Below are 22,047 nucleotides of genomic sequence, written 5' to 3'. Positions count from 1 at the left end.
TTTATTGCCGCGCGACGCTATCGGTCGGGCTCGGTAGGAGTGCCATGCTAGAGCGTGTGATGAAGGGAAAAGGGGCCTGCGCGGACAACCTGTAGTCCGTCGCAGACAAGTGATTCAAACCGCGATTGACAGCGCTCGCTCGGCCGCTAAAACAGCGGGCCGAGGCACGTAGCGTTCAGGCTGCAACGGCACATCGTCACGGCGCCATTTGCCGGGACTTTCGCCGGTCCAGCGACGGAACGCGCGATTGAAACTGCTCGGCTCATTGAAACCCAGTCGATAACAGATTTCGTTGATCGAGCAGTCGGTCTGGCGCAGGTAACTGAACGCCAGTTGCCGGCGGCAATCGTCGAGCAAGGCCTTGAAGCTGGTGTCGTGTTTGAGCAAGTGCCGATGCAGGTTGCGCACGCTCATGCCGAGGTCATCGGCGACACGACTTTGCTGAACTTCGCCCAGTGGCAGGTCACGGATAATCGACCCGCGAACCCGCTCCGGCAGGTTCAAGCGTCGTTGCCGTTGCAGGTAATCGTTGAGTACGCCGTCCAGTCCCTGGGCCACGGCGTGATTGGCCGTGGTCAGCGGCGCATCCAGCCAGCGGTTGCTGTATTCGATGGCGTTTTCGCCAGCGTCGAAGCGGATCGGGCAACCGAGCAAACGCGTCCAGCGCTGTGGATCTTGCGGAGCAGGGCGCGCCAATCGCACGCCGTGCACGATGGGCAGATCCACCCAGGTTTGCCGGGTGAAGCGCACCGCGCAGGCAATCGACGCTTCGGTGGCGATCTGCTCCACCTCGGCGCCGACAGCCACGCCGTAGACCATGCGCGTGGTGTGCGGGCCACGTACCAGACTCATCGCCGCCGACGTGGTGATCACTGCGGCGTACCGGACGCCGCGCTGCAACGCTTCGATTACCGTCGCGCTACTTTGCGCGGCAAAGAACAACCCATGAAAGTCCGTCGGATAACTGTACTGCGCCACTTGCAGGCCAAAGCATTCGTCATCACTGATGCGCCGCGCCGCGCGCCAGAACGCACTCATGGCCGTGAGTGCGATGCGCTGGTCGGGATCATGCAGATGACAACGACTGATACCGGCCTCGTGCAGCAGCGGGGCGGCGTCGATGCCCTGTGCTTCCAGCGTGCGGGCGATGACCTGGGCCCAGGTGGCGATGGTATCGGTGCTTGGCATGGTGATTCTCCGGCGTGCGCGGTTATCCGTCCTCGGGGTGACTCAGGCGAGGCTTTCGGCGGCCAATGTCTGCACCACCGATTCACGGGCGCGGAAGCGACCAAGTGCAGCTTGCAGCGCAGGGAAATCGTCGAGTACACCGACACGGGCGCTCCAGCCAAGGAACACGCCGAGGTAGGCGTCAGCCACGGTGAAACGATCGCCGACCAGATACTCGGTCTGCGCCAGTCGTGCTTCGATCGGCTTCAGTGCGTTGGTCAGTTGTTCCAGCGCTCGCTGGCGAATGCCCGGGAATGCCGCTTCGTCAGCGCTGTAACGCTCGGGCCGATTGATCGGGCGAAACGCGCCGACGTGTACTTCGGTCGCGACGTAACCGAGCCAGCCTTGAATCTGCGCGCGCTCGACCGATCCTGCCGGTGCGAACAATTCTTTGCCGGGTTTGAGATCGGCGAGGTACGGCAGGATCGCGGTGTTCTCGGTGAGCAGCGTCTGATTATCCAGCAACAGCGCCGGCACGCGACCGGTCGGGTTGATCTGGCGATACGGCGAGTTCGGGTCGCCGAGGGTCACGCGCTCGACCTTGATCGGCAGTTGCAACTCGTGAATCACGACATGGGCCGCGAACGAGCAGGCACCGGGAAAAATGAACAGGGTGGTCATGGAGAGTCCTTGTTTAGCGGCTGGCTTGTGGGGTTTGCGAAGCGCTGTCGGTCTGCTGCAGCGCGGCCTCGATGAATTTCGGTTCGGCCCAGCTCTTCACGTCGAACCCCTTGCGAATCAGCTTCGCGCTGAGCGCCAGATCGACGCTGCGCTGCAAGTTGTCGAGGAACGGTGCGTCGAGTTGCGGGGCGAAAATCTTCACCAGCGATTGGTCTTTGGCATCGGTGGTCAGGATGTCCGCCGGAAAGCTGGCGAGTTTGGAAACGAGGTTGATGTAGTCCTGTTTGTGGTCGTCGTTGCGCAACCAAGTGATTGCCGGTTGCTGCGCCTTGATCAGTCGCGCGACCAGTTCCGGGTGCGCATCGACGAAAGCGCCACGTCCCAACAGCACCGCTTGCATACTGCCGGCGCCATCAAGGTCGACGGTGGTCAGCGGCAGCTCCGCGAGGCCGCGCGCCTTCAGCGCAATCACCCCGGCGCCGGACCACGTGGCGTCAATCTGCTTGGCGGCCAGTGCCGCGTTGGCGGCGTTGTAATCGAGGTTGACCACTTTGTAGTCGCTCTCTTTCAAACCCTGATGTGCCAGCGCTGAGGCGAACGAAAGCTGCGTGGCAGTCCCGCGGAAGATCGCCACGCGTTTGCCTTTCAGTGCTTCGAGTGTGGTGATGCCTGAGCCCGGTTGCACCGCGAGATAGAGTTTGACGTCACGCGCGGTCGCGCTGAGCAAACGGGTGTCGAGGCCACCGGCCTTACCAATGATCGCCGGCAAGTCGCCGAGGTAAGCGAAGTCTTCCTGATTGTTGGCCAGTGCTTCGTTGATCGCCGGGCCCGCCCCTTTGAAGAAGTCCCAGCGGATCTTGATGCCGTCTTTCTCAAACTCTTTTTCCAGTGCCTGGCGATCGCGCAGCACATCGACAATCCCGGCGCCGCTGGGCGTCGGGCCGGCGCTGATGTCCGGCACGGCGATACGGATTTCGTTGACCGGATCGGCCATGACGGCACCGCTGACCAACAGGGCAGCGAGGGACAGCGCGGCTGTGGAGAGAGAGATTCTGCTTAATGACGTCGTTCGAATCACGCGGATGCTCCTGCAAATTCCAGCGAGGTGCCGGATCGAAGGCGCAGATATAGCGACGTGTGGTCAGGGAAATAAAATACTTAAAAATATGTGGTTTATTCGATTGCGGAATATGAGCGGTGGGCAACGCCTGCGCGTGCAATGCTTTGCAGGCATAAAAATTATGCGGGATTGGCAGAGGCTTTAGAGGGCACCGTGAATGGTAAAGCGCTGGAGCACTCTATGACGGCAGGGGTGATCAGCTCTGCACAGAATCCTGCGACTCGGGCGTTTCTTCAGCAGCCAGTTTCGCCCGGTCAGCCTTGCTGATGTATTTAGGTTTTTTCGGTGCCAGTTTGGCGCTGGCCTTTTTGGCCTTTTCCTTGAACAACTGCTTTAGCTTTTTTTGACGATTCATGTGTTCTGCTCGGTTTGAAAATCTTGAATGAAGGCAGCGATTTGCGCCTGAAGCTTACGCGTTGAGGTAGGGCTTCACGGCATCTTCCAGTATGTCCACCAGCTCCGGATCCATGAACTGATAATCGTCGGAGATATCCAGCGAGTAGATCCGTTTGTGCTCAAGCAGGCGGGCGTATTCGGCGTGCAGGCGATTGAGGTGTTTGCGTTCCATGACAAAGATCAAATCGGCCCAGCGAATATCCGCCGGGCCGATCGGTTTGCGTGCGTTCGGGCTTGTGCCTGCCGAGCGGACATTGAAGCCGTCACGGCGGCGCCAGATGGCTTCTGCCGTGGGGCTACGCCACTGGTTGCGGCTGCAGACGAACAGGAGATTGGTCACGCTTGATCCAACAATTGGCGAGTGGAGCGAATGGGATAGCTCATACCGAGTTGGCGTGCCCTGATCAGCTTGTCGCCACGGGTGTACATCAGCTTCCAGTTCTTTTGCGGCTTGAACTTCAGCGGATCGGCCGCTTTGCCATTGCCGTTTTTTCGGGCCTGTTGACGTCGCCAGGCGCGGGTTCTTTCCATGGTCATGTCCTCGTGAGTACCGGGTTCAGCAGCCGCGGTAATACGAGTTGTGGCTATGGTAAGCGTGAATCGGCGCAGTGGCTAGGCGGCGAGACCGATTATTGCCTAGCGAAGCGCATACACATAAGCGTCAATGACCGCACCGTCCGCCAATGTCACCGGGGTTAGAACCCGCTGGTACTCAGCCCCTTCAAACGCGTCGAGGTCGACCCAGTGGGCGGGGAAGTTTTCCGATGAAAATACGAAGCCGTCGATAACGTCGCCATCATCCGCAATGACCAGTCCCGGAAAACCCATTTCTGCGCCCCAGCCCGCCTGAGTCAGGCGACCCTTGAGCGAGGCCGGTTGCCACGTACCGCCAATATTCAGCATGACATGTTCATTCGGGCGCCCTGGGCCCAGGGTTCCATAAACGAATAGACGTTCCACGTTCGCTCCTTCCGATCAAAAGAGCGGAATCCTGACGCATGGCGCGGGACGAGGCAACGGCAAATCCTCACATCGAGATAAAGTCTCGAACGGCTTTGATCGTCGGCATCGGTGCTTCCTCCATCAACCAGTGTCCCGCCGCTGGAATCACCACCTCCGTGACATTGTCCGCAGCGTTGCGCATCACGATCGCTTCGTTGTTGCCGAAGGACTTTTCACCACCGACGGCCAGCACCGGCATGCTCAATTTATGCTGCAGCACTGGCGCGTTGTCGATGGCGTCCTGGCGAATGCTGCGGAATTGCGCGAACGCTGCATGCATGGCACCGGGCCGGGCGTAGAGTTTAGCGTAGTGCTTGCGCGTGCCTTCGTCGACCTTGGCGGGGGTGCCGGCGAACTCGTTCCAGAAGCGGTCGAGGTAGATCCGCTCGCGTCCGGCCACCAGACGCTCCATATCCGCGCCGCCGAAATCGAAGTGCCAGAGCATCGGCGAGCGAACGATGTCGTTCCACGGGGTGATGCCGGGAACAGGCGCATCCATCACCACCAGCCGATCGGTGAGTTGCGGATAGCGCGCGGCATAGGCGAAGGCGACCATGGTGCCGATGTCATGGCCGATGACCACCGAGTGTTCGATCTTCAGTGCGGCCAGGACGGCGCGAATGTCCGCCGCCTGAGTCTTCTTGTCGTAACCGTCTTGCGGGATCGACGACAACCCCATGCCGCGCAGGTCGGGCACCACCACCGTGTGATCACGCGCCAGATCCGCCGCCAGCGGCGCCCACATGTCGCCGGTATCGCCGAAGCCATGCAACAGCACCACCGCCGGACCTTTGCCGCCGACACGCACATGCATCGTCGCCCCGTCGGCCTTGATCTCCTGGGTGTGAAAGGTCGCGGGGAAGGGCGTCACGTCGGCATGGGCCGGCAGGCTCAGGGCGAGCAAGGAAAGAGCGGTCAGCAGCGGGCGCGTCACGTCGATGGCTCCAGGCGGGGGGCGGTGGAGTGAGCGTAGACGTATCCGCAAAGTCCGACAGCGCGATCAGATTCACACGTCTTTATCGGCCGTGCGTTCTCCTCCTTCATCGCGGCCTTGTGCGCCAGATTAATGGCTTGGTTAGGGCTGCTCGGAGGCCTGCGCCGGAAGACCCATCTCCAAAGCCTGCGGGTCATGACAAGCGCAGGCCCATCTCGATGGCGCGGTGCTCGAAGCCGAACTCCGCGTAAATCCGTATGGCGCGTTCGTTGAACGGCCAGACGGTCAGTCGCAAATCCTGAGCGTCATGCTCGATGGCCCAGTCCTTGACGCGTTGTATCAGCCCGCGGCCAAGGCCTTTGCCCCAATACGGCTCGGCGACGCACACCGAACCAATCCGCACGACATTCTGCGGCTGCATCAGCGGCCCGGAGCTGGCCGACAGGTTGGCGGTAATGAACGCAGCGGCCTGACCGTCAACGGTGGCGATAAACGCCACCTGACCCGGCTTCTCGAAAATACCGGACCAGTGCGGCAAGTCACGTGAATAGTCTTCGGTGGCGGCCGCGTAGATGTCGGGGCGGGCGTCGTGGTGTACCGAGTTGAGCAGTTGGCCCAACTCACACATGGTCAGGGCATCTTGCGCCGTGGCGATTCGGTACGTAATAGCTTCATCCATGCTGGATAAGTCTCCTTGGGTTGGGGTAGAGCCATGCCAGGCTACCATGCAGGTCGCTGACCATCAGTTCCGGAACCAGTTTGTTGCGTTCGAGCATGAGAAGACTTCCATTTCGAATTTAATCGGCCGTCGCGAGGTACGCGGTTGTTCACTCCAGCCATTCAAGTCCGAGACGGGCGGGCACCAGATGAGCTGCAGGGTTTCACCGATGTGCAGCGTGTCGCTGCGATCAAAGTACGCAAAGGTCGTTTGACCTGCGCGCGGCACAATGTCCGCGAGGTGGATAATCGGCGCGCTGTAGTCAATGCCTTGATCCAGGGACCAGAACATTGGGCAGTAGATTTTCATCGTTGAGTGCTCGGTCTACTCAGGGGAGGCCGATTGAAGCGCCGCCCAATGTTTCATTTCTTCAGCAATGAAATGGTTGACCAGATCACTGTACATTTTCTCGATGGCATCCGGGTTCAGGCCCTCGGCTTCGGCCCATTCGCGACGGGTCGCCAGCATGGCCTTGAAGCGATCAGGCGCGCGCACCGACGTCGCCGAGGTCTTGAATTTCGAGGCCGCCAGCACGTACTGAAAACGCTGGCCCAGCAACTCGATTACGGCCTGATCAAGACGATCGATTTCGCGGCGAATGTCCTGCATGTCCGCGCAGTCGGCGGGCTGTAATTGCTTGAAGACGTCCATGTGCATGCTCTTTTAGTTATGGGTGGACAGGTTTTTCAGCTGGCCAGCGGCGGCCTGACAGCGGCTTGCGGCCCCATTGAAAGGCCTTCCAGAAACGCTGAAATCTGCCGCGCCGTGCGCAGGTGAATTACCGGGATCTGCGGGCTGATGGTCCGGCGCATGGCCTCGATGCCGGGGCGGATCCAGGCGTTGGCCAATGGCTCGGGCGAGGGTGGATTTTCCAATGCCCGAGTTGCCCAGAATCACGATGCGCTGCATGTGCAAATCCCTTGCTGAAAACGTGCGCAAGTGTAAATCAAACACTTGTCGATTTTTCCAGGAATCGTTGCGGACTGCACGGCACCAGCGCCGCAGCGAGCGTCCCGCCGACGATCTCTTCGCTAACCAGACGACCCACCGTCGCCGCCAGCGTGACGCCGGGATGCATGACGCACACGTAGACGCCACCGATGCCGGGCAGATAACCGACGATGGGCACGCCGTCTTCAGGCATGGGCCTGAGCCCGATGCACGCGGTTTCCGGTTCCATGGTGGAGGCTGCGCGAAGTTCGCTCTGAATGGCTTTGGCGGTTTGCCGGGCGATGGCCATCGGCTGATGCTCGGGCGCATCGCTCAAGTAGTCTTCTGCGGCCAGCAATGTTCCATCGGCGCCTTGGCGTACTTCCATGGCAGGGCTGGAGATGATGCCGTTCACCAGGTTAGCCCGAGCCTTGTAGCGGATGAATATCGCCGGGGACTCTGCAAGCGGCAGGCTGATGTTGAGCATTGCCGCCAGAGGGCGGGTGCCGGTGCCCGCCGCGAGAATCACCGTATCGGCGGCGATGCAGCCGGCAGCGGTCTCGACGCCGGTCACATTGGAGTTGTGCGTTGTGAACCCCGACACCGTTGTCTGCGTCAGTAATTTCGCGCCAAGTGCCTGAGCGGCGCTGATCAGCACATGGGTTGCCTTTACCGCGTCCAACGATCCTTCTTCGGCTTTGTAAAAAGCTTGCTGGGGAGGATGTTTGAGGTTCGGCTCAAGGCGTTGAATCTCGGCGCGCGACAATAGCGAAGCCGAAAGCGACTGAGCGCAGGCCTGCATAACTTCTTCGGAATAGGACAGCGCGCCCGTCCAGCGGATTTGCAGCGCCGACAGCGCTGTTTCAAGGCGTTGGTAGGCCTCTATGGCCGTACCGCGCAACTGCGCGATCGGATCGGGCCCGGGGTGGGTGGCGTTGATCCATGCAAACGAACGCCCGGTCACGCCGCTCGCCACCTCTCCAGCCTCGATCACCGTAACCTGCGCACCTTTCGCCGCCAAGTGATACGCCAGCGAGGCGCCGACAATGCCGGCGCCAATGACCACGACGTGTTTGTTTGCTCCCTTGCCCATACCCGCCACCTCCGTATTGTCGACCGATGACGGTACTACAACCGGAAGTAGTGGTGCTCGGCAATATCAGGCAGGCCCATGACTGACGTGCTTGGGTCCCGCCAATGCCCACGCAATAAGGCCGAACAATGGTACAAACACGATCAGCACAATCCACACGCCTTTGTTGCTGGATTTCCCCTCGCTCTTACGCACCCGATTGATGGCCCAGAGCTCGATAAGCAGAAGAACTGCCGCCAGTACGATCCACACGGTTTCGATATGCATTGGCTACCTCCTGATGGTCTATGCGTTAGGTGGCGTGTAGTGCGGTGGGTTCATTTCTTTTTGTGCAGGACCTTGAATGGTCTGGCCTGATCCTGCGCCACTTGACGGCTGGCGAGCGCCGACGGCAGTTGTCTGAAGGGATGCCGAACATGCGGTTTCCGTGCACGGCGTGCAGTTGTGACAGCCGCAGATCACGGGGCAACAGATAACGTTTTGAGGGGAGCTTGATATTGCGATTTCAGATTCGCTCCAGCGCGGCAAACTGAGCACTCAACCACGCATAGAGCTGAGACACCGCTGGGGTAATCTGCTTGCGATGCGGGCACACCAGACTCAACGGCGAGGCCTCGCCGGGATAATCCTTGAGCAGCACGATCAGTCGTCCCGCAGTCACGTCCGTACTGACATCCAGCCATGATTTGTTGGCGATGCCTTCGCCGTCCAGGGCCCAGCGCCGCACAACATCGGCGTCGTCGCTGAACAGCGGCCCCGAGACCTGGATCGTCGCGCCGCCAAGGCTCCATTTATCGTAAACCCGGCCGCTCTGCAGATAGAGCAGGCAAGGGTGATTGCGCAAATCGTCCGGTGTTTGCGGCTGGCCGTGACGCTGTACATAGTCCGGCGAGGCGACCAGCACGCGGCGATTCCACGGCGCTAGCGGCAACGCAACGTAGTTGGCATCCTCGTTCGCGCCGTATCGAATGGCCACGTCCACCGGGTCGCGAAACAGGTCGACCATCTGGTCCGACAGAACGAAACGCAAGGTCAGTAGCGGATGCTGGCGACGAAACTGGGTCAGCCACGGCAGCAGAATATTGCGCCCCAGATCTGACGGTGCCGTCACTTGCAACACGCCGCGCAACGTGGCGTTTTCACCGCGCAGGTTGTCCCTGCCTTGCTTCAGCGCCTCCAGCACCGAGTGGGCGGTGGGCAAGTATTGCTCGCCCTCGGCGGTCAAGCGCAGGCTGCGCGTGGTGCGCGCGAACAGGCGCACGTCCAGTTCGCGCTCCAGACGCTTGATAGCGGCGGCGACCTGGCCGGGCAACAAGTCGGCCTCAAGGGCGGCTGCGGTGAAGCTGCCGAGCGCGGCGCTGCGGGTGAACAAACCTAGATCATCGATGCGGATCATTTTCACTCCTGCAGTGAAAGTGTTGGCGCATTCTGCTGGTTTTTCTTTGTGCATGGGAAGTCGAAGATGGCGGCAAGTGAGCACGTCAACTCTTCAGACAGCGAGTTTCCATGAAAGCCATCACCTTTACGCAACACGCTTTGCCCATTGATGATCCGCAAGCATTGATCGACACCGATCTGCCAGTGCCCACGCCTGGCCCGAGGGATCTGCTGGTGGAAGTGCGCGCGGTTTCGGTCAATCCGGTCGACACCAAAGTCCGCGCCGGCACTTTCACCAAGGAACCAAAAATCCTTGGCTGGGATGCGGCCGGCATTGTTCGCGAGGTCGGTAGTGAAGTGACACTGTTTCAGCCGGGCGATGAAGTGTTCTATGCGGGCTCGATTGCGCGTTCCGGCAGTTACAGCGAATTCCATTTGGTGGATGAGCGAATCGTCGGGCACAAACCACGCTCGTTGAGTGCAGCCGATGCGGCGGCGTTGCCGTTGACCTCGATTACCGCTTGGGAATTGCTCTTCGAGCGCCTCGGTATCGCCGAAGGCTCGGGGCAGGGCAAGTGCCTGTTGATCACCGGCGCGGCGGGCGGCGTCGGTTCGATGCTGGTGCAACTGGCCCGCCAGTTGACCCGGCTTACCGTGATCGGTACCGCCTCGCGCAAGGAAACTGCTGACTGGGTTCGGCAGTTGGGTGCGCATCACGTCATCGATCACAGCCAGCCCATGCTCGCTCAGTTGCAAGCACTGGGCGTGACCGAGGTTGATTATGTCGCCAGCCTGACGCACACCTCGCAGCACTTTTCGCAATTGATCGATGTGCTTCGACCACAGGGGCGTTTGGGTGTGATCGACGATCCCGACAGCCTCGATGTGATGCCGCTCAAGCGCAAATCGCTGTCTTTGCATTGGGAATTGATGTTCACCCGTTCGCTGTACGAAACCGAGGACATGATCAATCAGCATCACCTGCTCGATCGCGTCAGAGCGCTGATTGACCAAGGCATTTTGCACACCACCGTGGGCGAACATTTCGGCGCGATCAACGCGGCGAACATGCGCCGTGCCCATGCGTTGGTCGAAAGCGGCAAGGCCCGAGGCAAGATCGTTCTCGAAGGTTTCTGACTTCACTCATTCATTCAGACGGGCCTGCTGGCGGGCCTGTCAGGAGCTGCTCATGCGTATGAAAACCCTTCCCGCAGTCATGGCGATTGTCTCGGCCGTCACATTCACGGTGCCGTTCGCTCATGCAATCAACGCTGTCGCCTTGCCGGCTGATGCCCCGGCCGACCGTTCTTTCGGCAAGCTCGAACAGGTGCATGCGTTCTACGATGCAATGCCCACCGGCGTGACGGTCACCGAGACGGGGCGGATCTTCGTCAACTTCCCGCGTTGGGGCGACAACGTGCCGTTCACCGTGGGCGAGATCCGCGCTGGCAAGGTCGTGGCCTATCCGAACGCGGCGATCAACCAGGAGAATCCAAGCGACCCGAGCGATGGCCTGATCAGCGTGCAAAGCGTGGTGGCCGATGGTCGGGGCCGTGTCTGGTTGCTCGACACGGCAGCGCCGGGCTTTGCAGATCCGAAACCCAAAGGCGCGAAACTGCTGGCGGTGGATCTGGCTACCAACAAAGTCGTCAAACGCCTGGTGTTCCCGGACAACGTCATGTTGCCCAGCACCTACGTTAACGACATGCGTTTCGACTTTCGTACTGGCGCGCAAGGCACGGTCTATCTCACCGATTCTTCATTGCGCGGCCCCGGCGCGATCATCGTCATGGACATCGCCAGCGGCCATGCGATGCGCCGTTTGAGCGGAGTGCCGGCGACCTCGGTTGACCCGACATTTGTACCGGTGGTCGAAGGTTTGCCGGTCACGGTCGAGGCTGCGAACGGCCAGCGTAAACCGCTGGGTGTGGCCTCGGACGGTATCGCCCTGTCGGCGGACGGCAAGACGCTGTACTTCACGCCGTTGTCGAGTCGACATCTGTACTCGGTTTCCACCGCACTTTTACGCGATGCCAACTTCAGCGAGCAACAACTGGCGGCGGCCGTGCAGGATCTGGGCGAGAAAGGTGCATCCGATGGTCTGGAGGCCGACGCCGACGGCGCGATCTACGCCGGTGATTACGAGCACAACGCGATCCGCAAGCGATTGCCGGATGGCCAGTGGCAAACGCTGGTGCATGACCCGCGCTTGCTGTGGCCTGACACCTTGTCCATCGGCCCGGATGGCTATCTGTATTTCATTGCCAACCAATTGCACCGGCAGGCGGCATTCCGCTCGGGGCAGGATCAGCGGCAAAAACCTTACAGCCTGCTGCGTCTGAAAATCTACGCGGCGCCGGCGCCGACCCGCTGATTGATCAGCAGCATTGAACCTTGGCGTTTCACTTCAGATTCGCGATTCCGGGAGTATTGAGCATGAGCAAGTCCACAGAAACATTGGTGTCAATTGCGGTACTAAAGGCCAAACCAGGCCAGGAACAGGCATTGCAAGAGGGACTGCTGGCGCTGGTTGAGCCGACGCGCACAGAGCCGGGCAATCTCGACTATGTGTTGTTTGAGCTGCGCGACCAGCGTGGCACGTTCTACATGCGCGAGGCTTTCAAAGACCAAGCGGCACTGGATGCGCATTTCGCCATGCCGTACTTCCAGCACTTTGCGGCCACGGCAGATGACCTGCTGGAAACGCCGCTGCAACTGATATTCCTTGAGCAAGTCTCCAACTGATTCAGTCCTCCGTGCAACCTGTCAGGGTGATCCTGGATGCGCCGCCAAACAATGTAGGAGCTGAGCTTGCTCGCGAAGGCGTTGTGCCTGTTGAGGTGATGTTGGATGTGCCGCCGTGTTCGCGGGCAAGCCTTGCTCCTACAGATTGGGGAGCGCCGCCAAACAATGTAGGAGCTGAGCTTGCTCGCGAAGGCGTTGTGCCTGTTGAGGTGATGTTGGATGTACTGCCGTTTTCGCGGGCAAGCCTTGCTCCTACAGATTGGGGGGGCGGCAAACAGTGTAGGAGGTGAGCTTGCTCGCGAAGGCGTTGTGCCTGTTGAGGTGATGTTGGATGTGCCGCCGTTTTCGCGGGCAAGCCTTGCTCCTACAGATTGGTGGGGGGCCGCAAACAGTGTAGGAGCTGAGCTTGCTCGCGAAGGCGTTGTGCCTGCCGAGGTGATTTCGGATGTGCTGCCTTCTTCGCGGGCAAGCCTTGCTCCTACCGATTGGTGGGGGGGCGGCAGACAGTGTAGGAGCTGAGCTTGCTCGCGAAGGCGTTGTGCCTGTTGAGGTGATTTCGGATGTGCTGCCGTTTTCGCGGGCAAGCCTTGCTCCTACAGATTGGGGGGGCGGCAAACAGTGTAGGAGCTGAGCTTGCTCGCGAAGGCGTTGTGCCTGTTGAGGTGATGTTGGATGTGCTGCCGTTTTCGCGGGCAAGCCTTGCTCCTACAGATTGGGGTGGGCGTAACACGGTGTGGGCGCTGGTTGTCGGTGCGTTTTGTAGCCGTCAATGCTGCCAGTGGAGGGCTTGGTGTTAGTCACCGCAATCCAGAGCGGTTTTTGCCTGTGATAGCTCGCCGACGTTTAGCCCTATATCCTTCACGCCCGTGTGATCGAATTGTTAGGGAAGAATTGCATGCCGTTCAGGGTGATGGTCGTCGGTGGCTACGGAAATTTTGGCAGCATCGTGTGCAGGCATCTGGCGGTCATGCCGGGTGTGGAGCTGTTGCTCTCGGGGCGCGATCGGTTCAAGTTGCAGCGCAAGGTCGATGAGCTGAACAGCCACGCAGGTACAGTCGCCGAAGGCTGGTGTGGCGACGCCATGGGTGCCGAGTTCAAATCCGCGTTGATCTCGCTGAAGATCCAGTTGGTCATCCATACCGGCGGCCCGTTTCAGGGGCAATCCTTTGCGGTGGCCGAGAACTGCATTGCAGCCGGCGTGAACTACTGCGATCTGGCTGACTGCCGCACGTTCGTCAATGGCATTGGCGTGCTCGATGCTAAGGCGAGACAGGCGGGCGTGGCGATCCTCAGCGGGTGCAGTTCAGTGCCGACGCTGTCGTCCGCGATCATCGATCAGCAGCGTCATCGCTTCTTGCGCATTGATTCGATCGAGCATGGCATTTCTTCATCGGCAAAAATGCCCGGCCTGTCGACGATCGAAGGCGTGCTTGCCTACGCGGGCAAACCGATCAGGCAACTGAAGAACGGCAAGGTGCATGAGGTGCTGGGTTGGCAGGATCTGACCCTGCGCAAGATGCCGCAGATGGGCACGCGCTTGCTGGCTAACGTCGATGTGCCGGACATGGATATATTCGCCGGCCGCTACGGTGCGCACACCCTGAGCTTTAAGGCTGGCGCGGGTCTGAAACTGGGCGGTGTTGCCAACTATCTGCTGGCTCAGGCTCGGCGGTTTGGCCTGGTGCGCGACCATGTTCTGTGGGCCGCACGACTGCACCGCGTGGGCACGCGCTTCGAACGTTTCGGCGATGGCAAAAGCGCGATGTACATCGACGTGCGAGGCATTGGCGTTGATGCGAAACCGTTGTCGATGACCGTGCAACTCACGGCCCTGAATGACAAGGGCCCGGAAATTCCCAGCTGCGCTGCCGTCGCCCTGGCCGCGAAAATGGCTAAAGGGTATGTGCCACAGGCTGGCGCGCGACCCTGCGTGGGCGAAATCACCGTCGATGAATACATGGCGGCCATCAACGACCCGGACAACCTCAGCCTGTCCGTGCAATTTTCTGACGGGCAACGCTGAACATGCTCTATCTGTGCCTGAAGTACCTGCACGTCATCGCGGCGATTTTTCTGTTCGGCTTTGGCATGGGCTCTTTCCTCTACCTGATCGCCGCCAGCCGCACGGCCAACCCGCAAGTGATCGCGCATGTAGCGCGCATGGTTGTGCGCTTCGATACGTGGATTACCACGCCGGCAGGCTTTGCGCAGATCATCACCGGTTACCTGTTGCTGAGAGTCTCGGGACTGCCCATGAGTACCGAATGGGTGCTGATTTCGCTGATCATCTTTTTCAGCGTGGGCTTACTTTGGTTGCCGGTATTGGTGCTGCAAAAGCGCCTGTACGTGATGGCGTCGAATGCGCAAGTGGCAGGGGGCGTGCTTGATGAAGACTTCCACTCCGTGTACCGGAAATGGTTCTGGATGGGTGTTGTCGGTTTTGTCGGGATGTTTGTGATTGTGCTGATGATGGTGACGAAGCTGACGCCAGCGCAGTGGCTCAGCCTGCTGGGGTAACGCTGGAAGGGGCGGCCATTTTCAAGAAACGCTGCTCATGATCAGGATGCGGCAAGAGGCAGGTGTCGTATTTACCGAACAATCGATAGCGATTGCGCGCCACCCGGTCGTAAGCCCAATCACGCAGCGTGCGCGGCACGATACGCAGCCACCGGATGGGTTGCCAGCGGCCAGGCAACTGGCCGATGACTTCGAAAAACGCATCCGAACGTTCCCAGTAATGCCGGTCGCGGATCACCGCCATGGTGTCGAACTGATCCACCGGCAAACCGGCCCACGCCAGCAGCGCCTGGCCCTCGGGCGACTGAACGGCCGCCAGGCGCACGCGTCGCTGGCGGTCATGCCGGATCAGAAACCGCGCCCAGCCATTGCACAGTTTGCACACGCCATCGAACAGCACGACGGTCTCGCCCGGTTTAAGCAATGGTGCAGCGGTAGGTCGGGTCTGCGAAGCGGGCATCAGTGTGGGTCCAGGTGAGGCGGGTTATTCGCGATCATAACCGACCGTCTTCAACTGTAGTCGAAGGTGAACAACACCAACCCTTCGACAGGCTCGTAAAACATCACGATCAGGTCGGCACCTGCGGAGCGGTAGTGCCAGCCGGGCACGCTGGCGACGTGGTAAAAACGGTTGCCGGTCGGGCTTAGCGGATAGACATTCGTGTCGCCCTCGTCAGCGTCGATTTCGACGATGTCCATCGGGAACTCGACCGATTCCACCCAGTTCGCCCGGCCATCCACTTCACCCCCCAACTGCTGCACAAACTCGATGGGACTGCTGCTATCCCAATCCATGCGCGCCAGTCTGCCGCTGCGTTTGAAACCTTCGGATGCGGCGGCGAACGCGCTTTGCTGTTCGGCGTAATGTTGCTGCAGATCCGCTCTGGCGCCGGGATGCGGATCGGCCAGATCGGCGTTGCCTTCGTGCAGGAAGAAGTAGCGCGGATCACCGCACAGGCGATAGCGCCCTTGCTCGATCTGAAAGCCGATCCAGTTGGTTTTCAGCAGGTCGCCGTGATAACCATCCCACTCGGTCAGTTCGCCGACAAAAGACTCGTAGGGTTCCAGCGGACTGAGCATGTGCGCCATGCCCGACCACTGCGCATTGACCTTGCTCAGGTCAATGCTGAACAGGGCGTGCAGATGGTGCGCCAGCTCCGGTTGATCAGCGACAAACACGTCATCGACGTTGGGGAACGGCAGCAGGCCTTCGGGGATTTGGGTGTAGTCGAGGGTTTGGTTTTCGCTCATTCGATACAGTCCTTTGTGGTGTTGGCGTGGCAATGTAGAAGGTGTGCTCAGTGTGAGTCGGTTTTTTTAGCGACGCAGCCTGGCGAATCGGATTCAATTCGGATCATGCCGACATAAGCGGAAGGGCCTCCGTCGTAATCCCAACTCACCGGACCACCCACACTCACCAGATCGTAGATGTTGCTTTCGCCCAATACTTTGTAAGTGCGGCGATCGTACAAACGGAAGAAAGCCGGAGATTCCCAAGAGCCAGGCCAAGTCTCAGACACCGTATCGTCGGGGTGAGTGTTGGAATGAAAAAAGCCGGGCAATATCCAGTACGGTCTGAATTCCTGGAGCCAATAGCAGCCGTTGGGACTGAACTTCGGTTCATACGAAGGCTCAGCCAGGGCTTTTTCCCACCATTGCGACGCCATCCACAACGCACCCCACGAGGTGACGCAGAACAGCAACGCCGCGAGGATGGATTTGCCTCGACCGAGATGGCGGGCACTGACAATCCGTTGCATCAAAAGACATCCTGTCGCGAAAAGTCGCCAATTGTGCAGCTTCCGGGTCGACAGGCAAAGGGGGAACAGATCATAAGCCCCCACACACGCACCTATGTAGGAGCTGCGGAACGCTGCGATCTTTTGATGTTGGGTGGCAAAAGTGCAGTGGTCTAATTTCCCCGGACACCCCGATAGGTGGAAAATACATCTATCGAGGAGTTATTCATGACCAAAAAACGCAGGGCATTCGACGACAGCTTCAAGCTGCAAGTCGTGAAGATGATCAAGGATCAGGGGCTAACCGTTACGCAGGTTTGCCAAGATCTGAACATTGGTGAGACAGCCGTTCGACGCTGGGTTCAACAGTACGAGGCAGAGCAATTGGGGCAGGCCGGAATCGGCAAGCCATTGACGGCAGAGCAACAGCGCATCCGGCAATTGGAACAGGAAAATCGCCAGCTCAAGATGGATAACGACATCTTAAAAAAGGCTACGGCCTTCTTTGCCCGCGAGCTGAAGTAAGGTATCGACTGGTTCGGCAGCTGCAACAGAAGGCCTACTCAGTGACACATGTCTGTCGGTTACTGAGCATCAGTCGCTCGGGCTTCTATGAGTCGCAAAAGCGTGCTGATGCGCCCGTCCGGCAGAGTTGTCCTGTCGTTTTGCAACTCAAGGCGTCTTTTGCCGAGAGTGGTGGCTGCTACGGCAGCCGGCCCTTGCGCGACGCTTTGCGCGGCAAAGGCCTGTCTGTTGGGCTGTATAAAATCCGCCGTTTAATGCGTACCAATGGGCTACGTTCGGCTTGGAAGCGCAAGTTTGTGCACACGACCGATAGCAATCATGATCTGCCGATTGCCGAAAATGTACTGAGCCGAAAATTTGATCCGGCAGCGCCAAACAAGGCTTGGGTGGCAGACATCACCTACATCCGCACCCGCAGTGGCTGGCTGTATCTGGCCGTGGTGTTGGACTTGTTTTCACGCAAGATCGTGGGCTGGTCGATGGCTCCGAACATGCCGGCAGAGCTGGTGTGCACTGCGATGCAACTGGCCATCGCACAGCGCCAACCGCCGCCAGGCCTGATTGCCCACTCGGATCGTGGCAGCCAATACGCGAGTGCAACTTACAGAGAGTTACTGGCAAGAAACGACATGCAGCAGAGCATGAGCCGTAAAGGTAATTGCTGGGACAATGCGGTGATGGAACGCTTCTTCCTGAGCTTGAAAATGGAGCGGGTATGGCGACGTGACTACGCCAATCATACCGAAGCGATCCGCGACATCACCGAGTACATCGTTGGGTATTACAACAACGAACGGCTTCACTCGAAACTGGGATATCTGCCACCGACCGTCTATGAGCGGGCGATGGCGTCAAAACCACCTATCGAGGTGTCCGGAATTAGTTGACCACTGCAAAGATCGCAGCCTCGTTGCACTCGTCAGCTCCTACAGGGGGAGGGGAGATCGGGGGACTAACCCTTTGGGGGTACTCACTCTGAGTGATAGGAAGTTTTGCCACGATCCGCATACTGGTCGGACACGGCGTTATTCACCTGAAGGTCTGACGATGAGATTAGAACTCGTACAAATGGCGGCGCGCGATGGCGATACCGCTTACAACCTGGAGCGCATTCTGCGGGCGATCGCCGACAGCGCACCGGGCAGCGATATCGTGATGTTCCCCGAGTCGTTCATCACCGGTTTTCTCGACCACGACAACATTGCCCAACGCGCCGAAGCGGTGGACGGCGCGAGTGTCCAGACGATTTGCGCAGCGGCGCGCGAGCGCGACGTCGCGGTGGTCGTCGGGTTGATCGAACGTGACGGAGAACGCTTCTACAACACCACATTGTTGATCACGCCCGAGGGCGTTGCGCTCAGTTATCGCAAGACTCACTTGTGGGTTGGCGAGCCTGGCCTGGTGTTGCCCGGCGACCGTTTTACCACTGTGCAATGGCGCGGAGTGCGCATCGGTCTGTTGATCTGCTACGACATCGAGTTCCCTGAAAGCGCCTGCGCACTGGCGGCGCTCGGCGCGCAGTTGATCCTGATCACCGACGGCAACATGGAACCCTACGGCCATCTGCACCACACCGCCGTCGCCGCCCGTGCCCAGGAAAACCAGGTGTTTGCAGCCATGGTCAATCGCGTGGGCGAAGGCGTTGGCGAAGTGTTCGCGGGCGGTAGCACCGTCGTCGACCCGTTCGGCAGACGCCTGTTTGAAGCCGGCGCGCAAGAATGCCGGCACGTGCTGGACCTGGACCTCACGCAGATCGCACCGTCCCGCGCGCTCTATGACTACCGCGCAGAAAAGCGCCTGAAGCTGGCCGCTGCGGTCACTGAACACCCGGACGGTCGCCGCGAACTGTTGATCCCCTGAGCGCTGAAACCGGTCTCGCTTTCCAATAAAAACAATAGTGCGGCGTACTGCCAACCGATGGCCGATTCGCCAGGAGCTACCCATGAAACTCAAGCGTTTGCTGCACCTTGGCTTGTTCACTGTTTGCGGGTTGGGCGCAGCAGTCAGTTGGGCCGAAGGCCCTACGGTCAACTTCTACAACTGGTACGACTTCATCGCCCCCGAAGCTCCCAAAGACTACGAGAAGGAGACCAACACACCGGTGCTGCTCGACACTTTCGACAGCGCGGAAGTCATGCAAAGCAAATTGATGGTCGGCCGCAGCGGCTACGATGTGGTCGTGGTTACCAACAGCGCGCTGCCCAACCTGATCAAGGCTGGCGTGCTCGAAGAACTCGATAACAGCCAGTTGAGCAACCGCTCCAATCTTGACCCCGACATTCTCGCCAAAGTGGCGCAGAACGACCCCGGCAATCGCTACTCGATCCCTTACCTGTGGGGCACCACGGGGATCGGTTACGACGTCGATCAGGTGAAAAAAATCTTTGGCGACGAGACCCCGGTGGATTCGTGGGACTTGATCTTCAAGGAAGAAAACATCAAGAAGCTCAGCCAGTGCGGCGTCGCCATGCTCGATTCGCCCGGCGAAATCATCCCGATCGCCTTGCATTATCTTGGCTTGCCACCCGACAGCAGCAATCCGGATGACTACGCCAAAGCCGAAGCGCTGCTGCTGAAAATCCGCCCGTACATCACCTATTTCGACTCGTCGCGGTTCATCACCGATCTGGCCAACGGCAATATCTGCGCGGTGGTGGCCTGGTCCGGTGGCGTGTTCGACGCCAAGACCAACGCCGAGCGCGCCAAAAACGGTCGGCACCTGGCCTATCGCATCCCGCGCGAAGGCTCCTCGGTGTGGATGGAAACCCTGGTGCTGCTCAAGGACGCGCCGCACCCGCAGCAGGGCCTGAACTTCATCAACTACATGATGCGGCCCGAGGTCATCGCCAAAAGCTCGAACTACTTGGGCTATCCCAACGGCAACAAAAGCTCGCTGGCCTACGTCGATGAGGGTTTGAGAAATAATCCGGACGTCTATCCACCGGCCGCGACCCTGGCGACGCTGTTTCCTGCGCAGCCGTTGCCGCTGAAGATCGAGCGCATTCGCACGCGGGTCTGGAGCAAAGTCAAAAGCGGCACGTAAGCCACCGTGAACAAGCTGCTTGCCTCAGGGCAAGCAGCGCGCGGAGATCCATTGACGACTGTAGGCCAACACGCTCTGCGCAATGGCCGTCGGGAAGTGGATAAAACCGTGGGGGCAGGACGGCAGCAGGTGCATCTCGACGGGTGCCGAGACTGCCCAGCGTTTGGCGATGTCGAGGGTATCGTCCCTCAGCGGGTCGAGCTCACCGGCAAATAGCAATGCCGGCGGGAAACCGCTGAAGTCGCCATACAGCGGGGACAATGGTGGCTGACGACGCTCTTCGTCACTCAGCCCCGGCGTCAGCAGGCGCAACGCTGCGACCATGCCTGGGCCATCGAGTAGCAAAGTATCAGCGGGCGCCGAGCGCACGCTCGGCGTTCCAGTCAGGTCGTAGACGCCGTAATAGAGCAGCGCGCCGCTGATGCGTTGCAGGAGATCGGGCGATGTTTGCAGCGCCAATAACGTCGCTGCCGCCAGATGCGCCCCGGCCGATTCACCGACCACCACCACGGGCAGATCCGCGAACGCTGGATCGCTCAGCAACCAGCGCGTGGCGTGCAGGCAATCTTCTAACAGGCCTTCAATCGGTGTCGACACCGCGAGCCGGTAATCGACGGACACCACCACGACCTCGCAGGTATCGGCGATGGCAATGTTGAAGTTGTCGTTCATCTGCGCGTTGCCGATCACCCATCCGCCGCCATGAAAATCCAGCACAACGCCTTTGGCTTTGCCCTTGGGCCGGATGATCCGCACAGCGACCGGAACGGCGCCGCCCTCAATCATCTTCCGTTCAGCGCTCAGGCCATGCTTGTGCAGCAGGCTGGGGCTGACGAACTGACTGGCCCGCAACAACGCCTGGATCAACCGTGGCGTGATGCGATTACGGATGCGAAAACGCGGCAACCAGGCAAGCTTCTTGTTGAACTCGCGCACCTGCGCCAACTCGCGCTCGCCCTGTGGCCAAGGTGCCGGATTACTCCCTGTAAAGTCGGTCATCAGCGGTTCTTGAGAAGAATGGAAAAATTCAACGCGGCGGCGACACACAGCCACGCCAGATAGGGAAACAGGATCAAGCCAGTAATCACGTCAAGTTGCAACGCCATGACCACCATGGCCGCCACCACCAGCCACAGCAACGCCAGAATGATCATCGCTGCCAGCACTTGATGGGCGCCAAAAAACACCGGCGTCCACAAGGTGTTCAGCGCAATCTGCGCGGCCCATAACGCCAACACCATCTGGCTTCCCGGGATCAGGGTCAAGCGATAGCCGGCCCACGCCAGCAGCAGGTAAATCACCGTCCAGGCCACCGGAAATGCCCAATTCGGCGGAGTGAATCCAGGTTTGACGAGGGACTCGTACCAGGCGCCCGGCTTGAACATGACGCCTGTGGTCGCCGCAGCGGCGCAAGCCAGAAGGAAAATGAAAAAGGTCATCGCCAGTCCTTAGCTGAGGTCAGCTGTTGGGGAAGCCAAGCCATGTCGGCCGTTAAACAGATGACGCCCCGTGGCGCAAAAAGTTTGCCTTGAGCGATGACTGTTTTGCACACAGCGTTGCAGTTGAACTAAAAACTGACTGGCTCGTCAGGATAATAACGCCATCACACACGGGTGACCCCATGCACAACTTTCTGCTCGAATACCTGTTCAACGGCGAACCGCGCCGCCACGTGCTCAAAGTCAAAGAGGCGCAACTCGCCGAACATGAGGCCGCAATGCACCTGCTGGAACTGCACGTCGGCGACGCCGAAAACGGCCTGATCATGCCCCCGGCAGACGCCACGCCGGAGCAGATTCTGCAACAGGCGGAGATCGTCGGAATCACGCAGATTCGCGTGGTCAAGCAAACGGCGTGAGGGCTGGCCGCAAGCCGTCGTTGGCTTGCGGCGCCAGGCACGAGGCGATGGTTTGTATGCGCATGAGTTGACGCTCAAGAACATCGCTCTCTACAAAAAGCTCGGGTATCAGGAAACCCATCGCGCCCCGGAGGATGGTCTTGCCCGGGTGTTCATGCGCAAGGTTCTGCCCTGTATGCCGTAAATGCTCGTGATCTGTGTC

Annotated in this window: 28 protein-coding genes and 2 pseudogenes; 10 read left to right on the top strand and 20 right to left on the bottom strand. The window is 59.6% G+C overall.

Translation table 11 applies throughout. From position 1 onward, the window contains the following. Positions 1-114 precede the first annotated feature (114 nt). From JFT81_RS04190 to JFT81_RS04120, 15 genes and pseudogenes are all read right to left on the bottom strand, one after another. Complete coding sequence (locus JFT81_RS04190) at positions 115-1,188, bottom strand: AraC family transcriptional regulator (RefSeq protein ID WP_201226236.1); 1,074 nt, start codon at positions 1,186-1,188, stop codon at positions 115-117. A 42-nt stretch (positions 1,189-1,230) separates the two neighbouring features. Next, entirely contained in the window at positions 1,231-1,848 is a 618-nt protein-coding gene (locus JFT81_RS04185) for a glutathione S-transferase C-terminal domain-containing protein (protein ID WP_201226235.1), read from the bottom strand. Between the two features lie 13 nt (positions 1,849-1,861). Next, a complete protein-coding gene (locus JFT81_RS04180; protein ID WP_207199815.1) occupies positions 1,862-2,878 on the bottom strand; it encodes an ABC transporter substrate-binding protein in 1,017 nt (338 codons plus the stop codon). Between the two features lie 286 nt (positions 2,879-3,164). Then, a complete protein-coding gene (locus JFT81_RS04175; protein WP_201226234.1) occupies positions 3,165-3,323 on the bottom strand; it encodes a DUF2986 domain-containing protein in 159 nt (52 codons plus the stop codon). Positions 3,324-3,377: 54 nt separating this feature from the next. Beyond that, positions 3,378-3,704 carry a phosphotyrosine protein phosphatase gene (locus JFT81_RS04170; RefSeq protein WP_201226233.1) on the bottom strand — a complete coding sequence of 109 codons (327 nt, stop codon included), beginning with the start codon at positions 3,702-3,704 and terminating at the stop codon, positions 3,378-3,380. Beyond that, positions 3,701-3,895: a hypothetical protein gene (locus JFT81_RS04165; RefSeq protein ID WP_201226232.1), complete on the bottom strand. Its 195-nt coding sequence runs from the start codon at positions 3,893-3,895 to the stop codon at positions 3,701-3,703. The genes JFT81_RS04170 and JFT81_RS04165 overlap by 4 nt, the downstream gene beginning before the upstream one ends. A 105-nt stretch (positions 3,896-4,000) precedes the next feature. Then, positions 4,001-4,324 (bottom strand): gamma-glutamylcyclotransferase family protein, encoded by a 324-nt coding sequence (locus JFT81_RS04160; RefSeq protein ID WP_201226231.1) that lies wholly within the window; start codon positions 4,322-4,324, stop codon positions 4,001-4,003. 67 nt (positions 4,325-4,391) lie between these two features. Next, positions 4,392-5,300: an alpha/beta hydrolase gene (locus JFT81_RS04155; protein ID WP_201226230.1), complete on the bottom strand. Its 909-nt coding sequence runs from the start codon at positions 5,298-5,300 to the stop codon at positions 4,392-4,394. A gap of 193 nt (positions 5,301-5,493) precedes the next feature. Next, positions 5,494-5,979, bottom strand: coding sequence for a GNAT family N-acetyltransferase (locus tag JFT81_RS04150; RefSeq protein WP_201226229.1), 486 nt, complete (start codon positions 5,977-5,979; stop codon positions 5,494-5,496). Positions 5,980-6,042: 63 nt separating this feature from the next. After that, positions 6,043-6,327 (bottom strand): hypothetical protein, encoded by a 285-nt coding sequence (locus tag JFT81_RS04145; protein WP_242485553.1) that lies wholly within the window; start codon positions 6,325-6,327, stop codon positions 6,043-6,045. Between the two features lie 15 nt (positions 6,328-6,342). Beyond that, positions 6,343-6,669, bottom strand: a complete 327-nt coding sequence (locus JFT81_RS04140; RefSeq protein ID WP_201226228.1) for an isochorismate lyase — start codon at positions 6,667-6,669, stop codon at positions 6,343-6,345. 183 nt (positions 6,670-6,852) lie between these two features. Then, positions 6,853-6,927: pseudogene (locus tag JFT81_RS29570) on the bottom strand (AAA family ATPase); the annotation flags it as partial. Between the two features lie 37 nt (positions 6,928-6,964). Continuing rightward, a complete protein-coding gene (locus JFT81_RS04130; protein ID WP_201226226.1) occupies positions 6,965-8,041 on the bottom strand; it encodes an FAD-binding oxidoreductase in 1,077 nt (358 codons plus the stop codon). A 66-nt stretch (positions 8,042-8,107) separates the two neighbouring features. Further along, positions 8,108-8,308, bottom strand: coding sequence for a PLD nuclease N-terminal domain-containing protein (locus JFT81_RS04125; RefSeq protein WP_201204332.1), 201 nt, complete (start codon positions 8,306-8,308; stop codon positions 8,108-8,110). A 238-nt stretch (positions 8,309-8,546) separates the two neighbouring features. Beyond that, entirely contained in the window at positions 8,547-9,437 is an 891-nt protein-coding gene (locus JFT81_RS04120) for a LysR family transcriptional regulator (RefSeq protein WP_201226225.1), read from the bottom strand. A gap of 110 nt (positions 9,438-9,547) precedes the next feature. Between JFT81_RS04120 and JFT81_RS04115 the strand changes: the two genes are divergently transcribed. The 5 genes from JFT81_RS04115 (at position 9,548) to JFT81_RS04095 (ending at position 14,680) form a co-directional block, all read left to right on the top strand. Then, entirely contained in the window at positions 9,548-10,555 is a 1,008-nt protein-coding gene (locus JFT81_RS04115; protein ID WP_201226224.1) for a zinc-binding alcohol dehydrogenase family protein, read from the top strand. 52 nt (positions 10,556-10,607) lie between these two features. Then, positions 10,608-11,792, top strand: coding sequence for an L-dopachrome tautomerase-related protein (locus JFT81_RS04110; protein ID WP_201226223.1), 1,185 nt, complete (start codon positions 10,608-10,610; stop codon positions 11,790-11,792). A gap of 62 nt (positions 11,793-11,854) precedes the next feature. Then, positions 11,855-12,163 carry a putative quinol monooxygenase gene (locus JFT81_RS04105; protein ID WP_201204327.1) on the top strand — a complete coding sequence of 103 codons (309 nt, stop codon included), beginning with the start codon at positions 11,855-11,857 and terminating at the stop codon, positions 12,161-12,163. Positions 12,164-13,058: 895 nt separating this feature from the next. Then, on the top strand, positions 13,059-14,186 hold the full coding sequence (locus JFT81_RS04100; protein ID WP_201226222.1) for a saccharopine dehydrogenase: 1,128 nt from the start codon (positions 13,059-13,061) through the stop codon (positions 14,184-14,186). A gap of 2 nt (positions 14,187-14,188) precedes the next feature. Then, positions 14,189-14,680, top strand: coding sequence for a DUF2269 domain-containing protein (locus JFT81_RS04095; protein WP_201226221.1), 492 nt, complete (start codon positions 14,189-14,191; stop codon positions 14,678-14,680). Here the strand turns inward: JFT81_RS04095 and JFT81_RS04090 are convergent. From JFT81_RS04090 to JFT81_RS04080, 3 genes are read right to left on the bottom strand one after another with little or no spacing between them, the layout of a single operon-like run. Then, entirely contained in the window at positions 14,664-15,140 is a 477-nt protein-coding gene (locus tag JFT81_RS04090) for a thiol-disulfide oxidoreductase DCC family protein (protein ID WP_201226220.1), read from the bottom strand. The genes JFT81_RS04095 and JFT81_RS04090 overlap by 17 nt on opposite strands. A gap of 50 nt (positions 15,141-15,190) precedes the next feature. Further along, positions 15,191-15,931, bottom strand: coding sequence for a hypothetical protein (locus JFT81_RS04085; protein ID WP_201226219.1), 741 nt, complete (start codon positions 15,929-15,931; stop codon positions 15,191-15,193). Between the two features lie 47 nt (positions 15,932-15,978). After that, positions 15,979-16,440 (bottom strand): hypothetical protein, encoded by a 462-nt coding sequence (locus tag JFT81_RS04080; RefSeq protein ID WP_201226218.1) that lies wholly within the window; start codon positions 16,438-16,440, stop codon positions 15,979-15,981. Between the two features lie 207 nt (positions 16,441-16,647). On the opposite strand from JFT81_RS04080, the gene JFT81_RS04075 reads away from it, so the two are divergent. The 3 genes from JFT81_RS04075 (at position 16,648) to JFT81_RS04065 (ending at position 19,987) form a co-directional block, all read left to right on the top strand. Beyond that, positions 16,648-17,831 (top strand): IS3 family transposase gene (locus JFT81_RS04075; RefSeq protein ID WP_207199783.1). Its coding sequence is split into 2 segments (ribosomal slippage): positions 16,648-16,912 and positions 16,912-17,831, totalling 1,185 coding nucleotides; the frame shifts between segments, so codons are not numbered across the junction. A gap of 160 nt (positions 17,832-17,991) precedes the next feature. Further along, positions 17,992-18,804, top strand: coding sequence for a carbon-nitrogen hydrolase family protein (locus JFT81_RS04070; RefSeq protein WP_201226217.1), 813 nt, complete (start codon positions 17,992-17,994; stop codon positions 18,802-18,804). A gap of 82 nt (positions 18,805-18,886) precedes the next feature. Then, positions 18,887-19,987 carry a polyamine ABC transporter substrate-binding protein gene (locus JFT81_RS04065; protein WP_201226216.1) on the top strand — a complete coding sequence of 367 codons (1,101 nt, stop codon included), beginning with the start codon at positions 18,887-18,889 and terminating at the stop codon, positions 19,985-19,987. A gap of 24 nt (positions 19,988-20,011) precedes the next feature. On the opposite strand, the gene JFT81_RS04060 is transcribed toward JFT81_RS04065, so the two are convergent. Together JFT81_RS04060 and JFT81_RS04055 are read right to left on the bottom strand one after the other, a co-directional pair. Beyond that, a complete protein-coding gene (locus tag JFT81_RS04060) occupies positions 20,012-20,986 on the bottom strand; it encodes an alpha/beta hydrolase fold domain-containing protein (protein WP_201226215.1) in 975 nt (324 codons plus the stop codon). Continuing rightward, the gene (locus tag JFT81_RS04055; protein WP_201226214.1) at positions 20,986-21,426 is read right to left on the bottom strand and encodes a TspO/MBR family protein; all 441 of its coding nucleotides are present in this window, start codon (positions 21,424-21,426) and stop codon (positions 20,986-20,988) included. Before JFT81_RS04055 ends, JFT81_RS04060 begins: the two co-directional genes overlap by 1 nt. 182 nt (positions 21,427-21,608) lie before the next feature. On the opposite strand from JFT81_RS04055, the gene JFT81_RS04050 reads away from it, so the two are divergent. Then, positions 21,609-21,845: a hypothetical protein gene (locus JFT81_RS04050; RefSeq protein ID WP_201226213.1), complete on the top strand. Its 237-nt coding sequence runs from the start codon at positions 21,609-21,611 to the stop codon at positions 21,843-21,845. Between the two features lie 52 nt (positions 21,846-21,897). Then, positions 21,898-22,029: pseudogene (locus JFT81_RS29390) on the top strand (GNAT family N-acetyltransferase); the annotation flags it as partial. Positions 22,030-22,047: the final 18 nt, after the last annotated feature.

The sequence above is a fragment of the Pseudomonas sp. TH43 genome (assembly GCF_016650635.1).
Lineage (GTDB): Bacteria > Pseudomonadota > Gammaproteobacteria > Pseudomonadales > Pseudomonadaceae > Aquipseudomonas.
The sequence above is the reverse complement of the archived record's forward strand: the minus strand, read 5'-3'. Positions and strand labels throughout refer to the sequence as shown.

Coding starts and splice junctions, on each gene's coding strand:
- JFT81_RS04190 (WP_201226236.1), bottom strand. CDS start 1,188: ATGCCAAGCACCGATACCATCGCCACCTGGGCCCAGGTCATCGCCCGC.
- JFT81_RS04185 (WP_201226235.1), bottom strand. CDS start 1,848: ATGACCACCCTGTTCATTTTTCCCGGTGCCTGCTCGTTCGCGGCCCAT.
- JFT81_RS04175 (WP_201226234.1), bottom strand. CDS start 3,323: ATGAATCGTCAAAAAAAGCTAAAGCAGTTGTTCAAGGAAAAGGCCAAA.
- JFT81_RS04165 (WP_201226232.1), bottom strand. CDS start 3,895: ATGGAAAGAACCCGCGCCTGGCGACGTCAACAGGCCCGAAAAAACGGC.
- JFT81_RS04150 (WP_201226229.1), bottom strand. CDS start 5,979: ATGGATGAAGCTATTACGTACCGAATCGCCACGGCGCAAGATGCCCTG.
- JFT81_RS04145 (WP_242485553.1), bottom strand. CDS start 6,327: ATGAAAATCTACTGCCCAATGTTCTGGTCCCTGGATCAAGGCATTGAC.
- JFT81_RS04140 (WP_201226228.1), bottom strand. CDS start 6,669: ATGGACGTCTTCAAGCAATTACAGCCCGCCGACTGCGCGGACATGCAG.
- JFT81_RS04130 (WP_201226226.1), bottom strand. CDS start 8,041: ATGGGCAAGGGAGCAAACAAACACGTCGTGGTCATTGGCGCCGGCATT.
- JFT81_RS04125 (WP_201204332.1), bottom strand. CDS start 8,308: ATGCATATCGAAACCGTGTGGATCGTACTGGCGGCAGTTCTTCTGCTT.
- JFT81_RS04120 (WP_201226225.1), bottom strand. CDS start 9,437: ATGATCCGCATCGATGATCTAGGTTTGTTCACCCGCAGCGCCGCGCTC.
- JFT81_RS04115 (WP_201226224.1), top strand. CDS start 9,548: ATGAAAGCCATCACCTTTACGCAACACGCTTTGCCCATTGATGATCCG.
- JFT81_RS04110 (WP_201226223.1), top strand. CDS start 10,608: ATGCGTATGAAAACCCTTCCCGCAGTCATGGCGATTGTCTCGGCCGTC.
- JFT81_RS04105 (WP_201204327.1), top strand. CDS start 11,855: ATGAGCAAGTCCACAGAAACATTGGTGTCAATTGCGGTACTAAAGGCC.
- JFT81_RS04100 (WP_201226222.1), top strand. CDS start 13,059: ATGCCGTTCAGGGTGATGGTCGTCGGTGGCTACGGAAATTTTGGCAGC.
- JFT81_RS04095 (WP_201226221.1), top strand. CDS start 14,189: ATGCTCTATCTGTGCCTGAAGTACCTGCACGTCATCGCGGCGATTTTT.
- JFT81_RS04090 (WP_201226220.1), bottom strand. CDS start 15,140: ATGCCCGCTTCGCAGACCCGACCTACCGCTGCACCATTGCTTAAACCG.
- JFT81_RS04085 (WP_201226219.1), bottom strand. CDS start 15,931: ATGAGCGAAAACCAAACCCTCGACTACACCCAAATCCCCGAAGGCCTG.
- JFT81_RS04080 (WP_201226218.1), bottom strand. CDS start 16,440: ATGCAACGGATTGTCAGTGCCCGCCATCTCGGTCGAGGCAAATCCATC.
- JFT81_RS04070 (WP_201226217.1), top strand. CDS start 17,992: ATGAGATTAGAACTCGTACAAATGGCGGCGCGCGATGGCGATACCGCT.
- JFT81_RS04065 (WP_201226216.1), top strand. CDS start 18,887: ATGAAACTCAAGCGTTTGCTGCACCTTGGCTTGTTCACTGTTTGCGGG.
- JFT81_RS04060 (WP_201226215.1), bottom strand. CDS start 20,986: ATGACCGACTTTACAGGGAGTAATCCGGCACCTTGGCCACAGGGCGAG.
- JFT81_RS04055 (WP_201226214.1), bottom strand. CDS start 21,426: ATGACCTTTTTCATTTTCCTTCTGGCTTGCGCCGCTGCGGCGACCACA.
- JFT81_RS04050 (WP_201226213.1), top strand. CDS start 21,609: ATGCACAACTTTCTGCTCGAATACCTGTTCAACGGCGAACCGCGCCGC.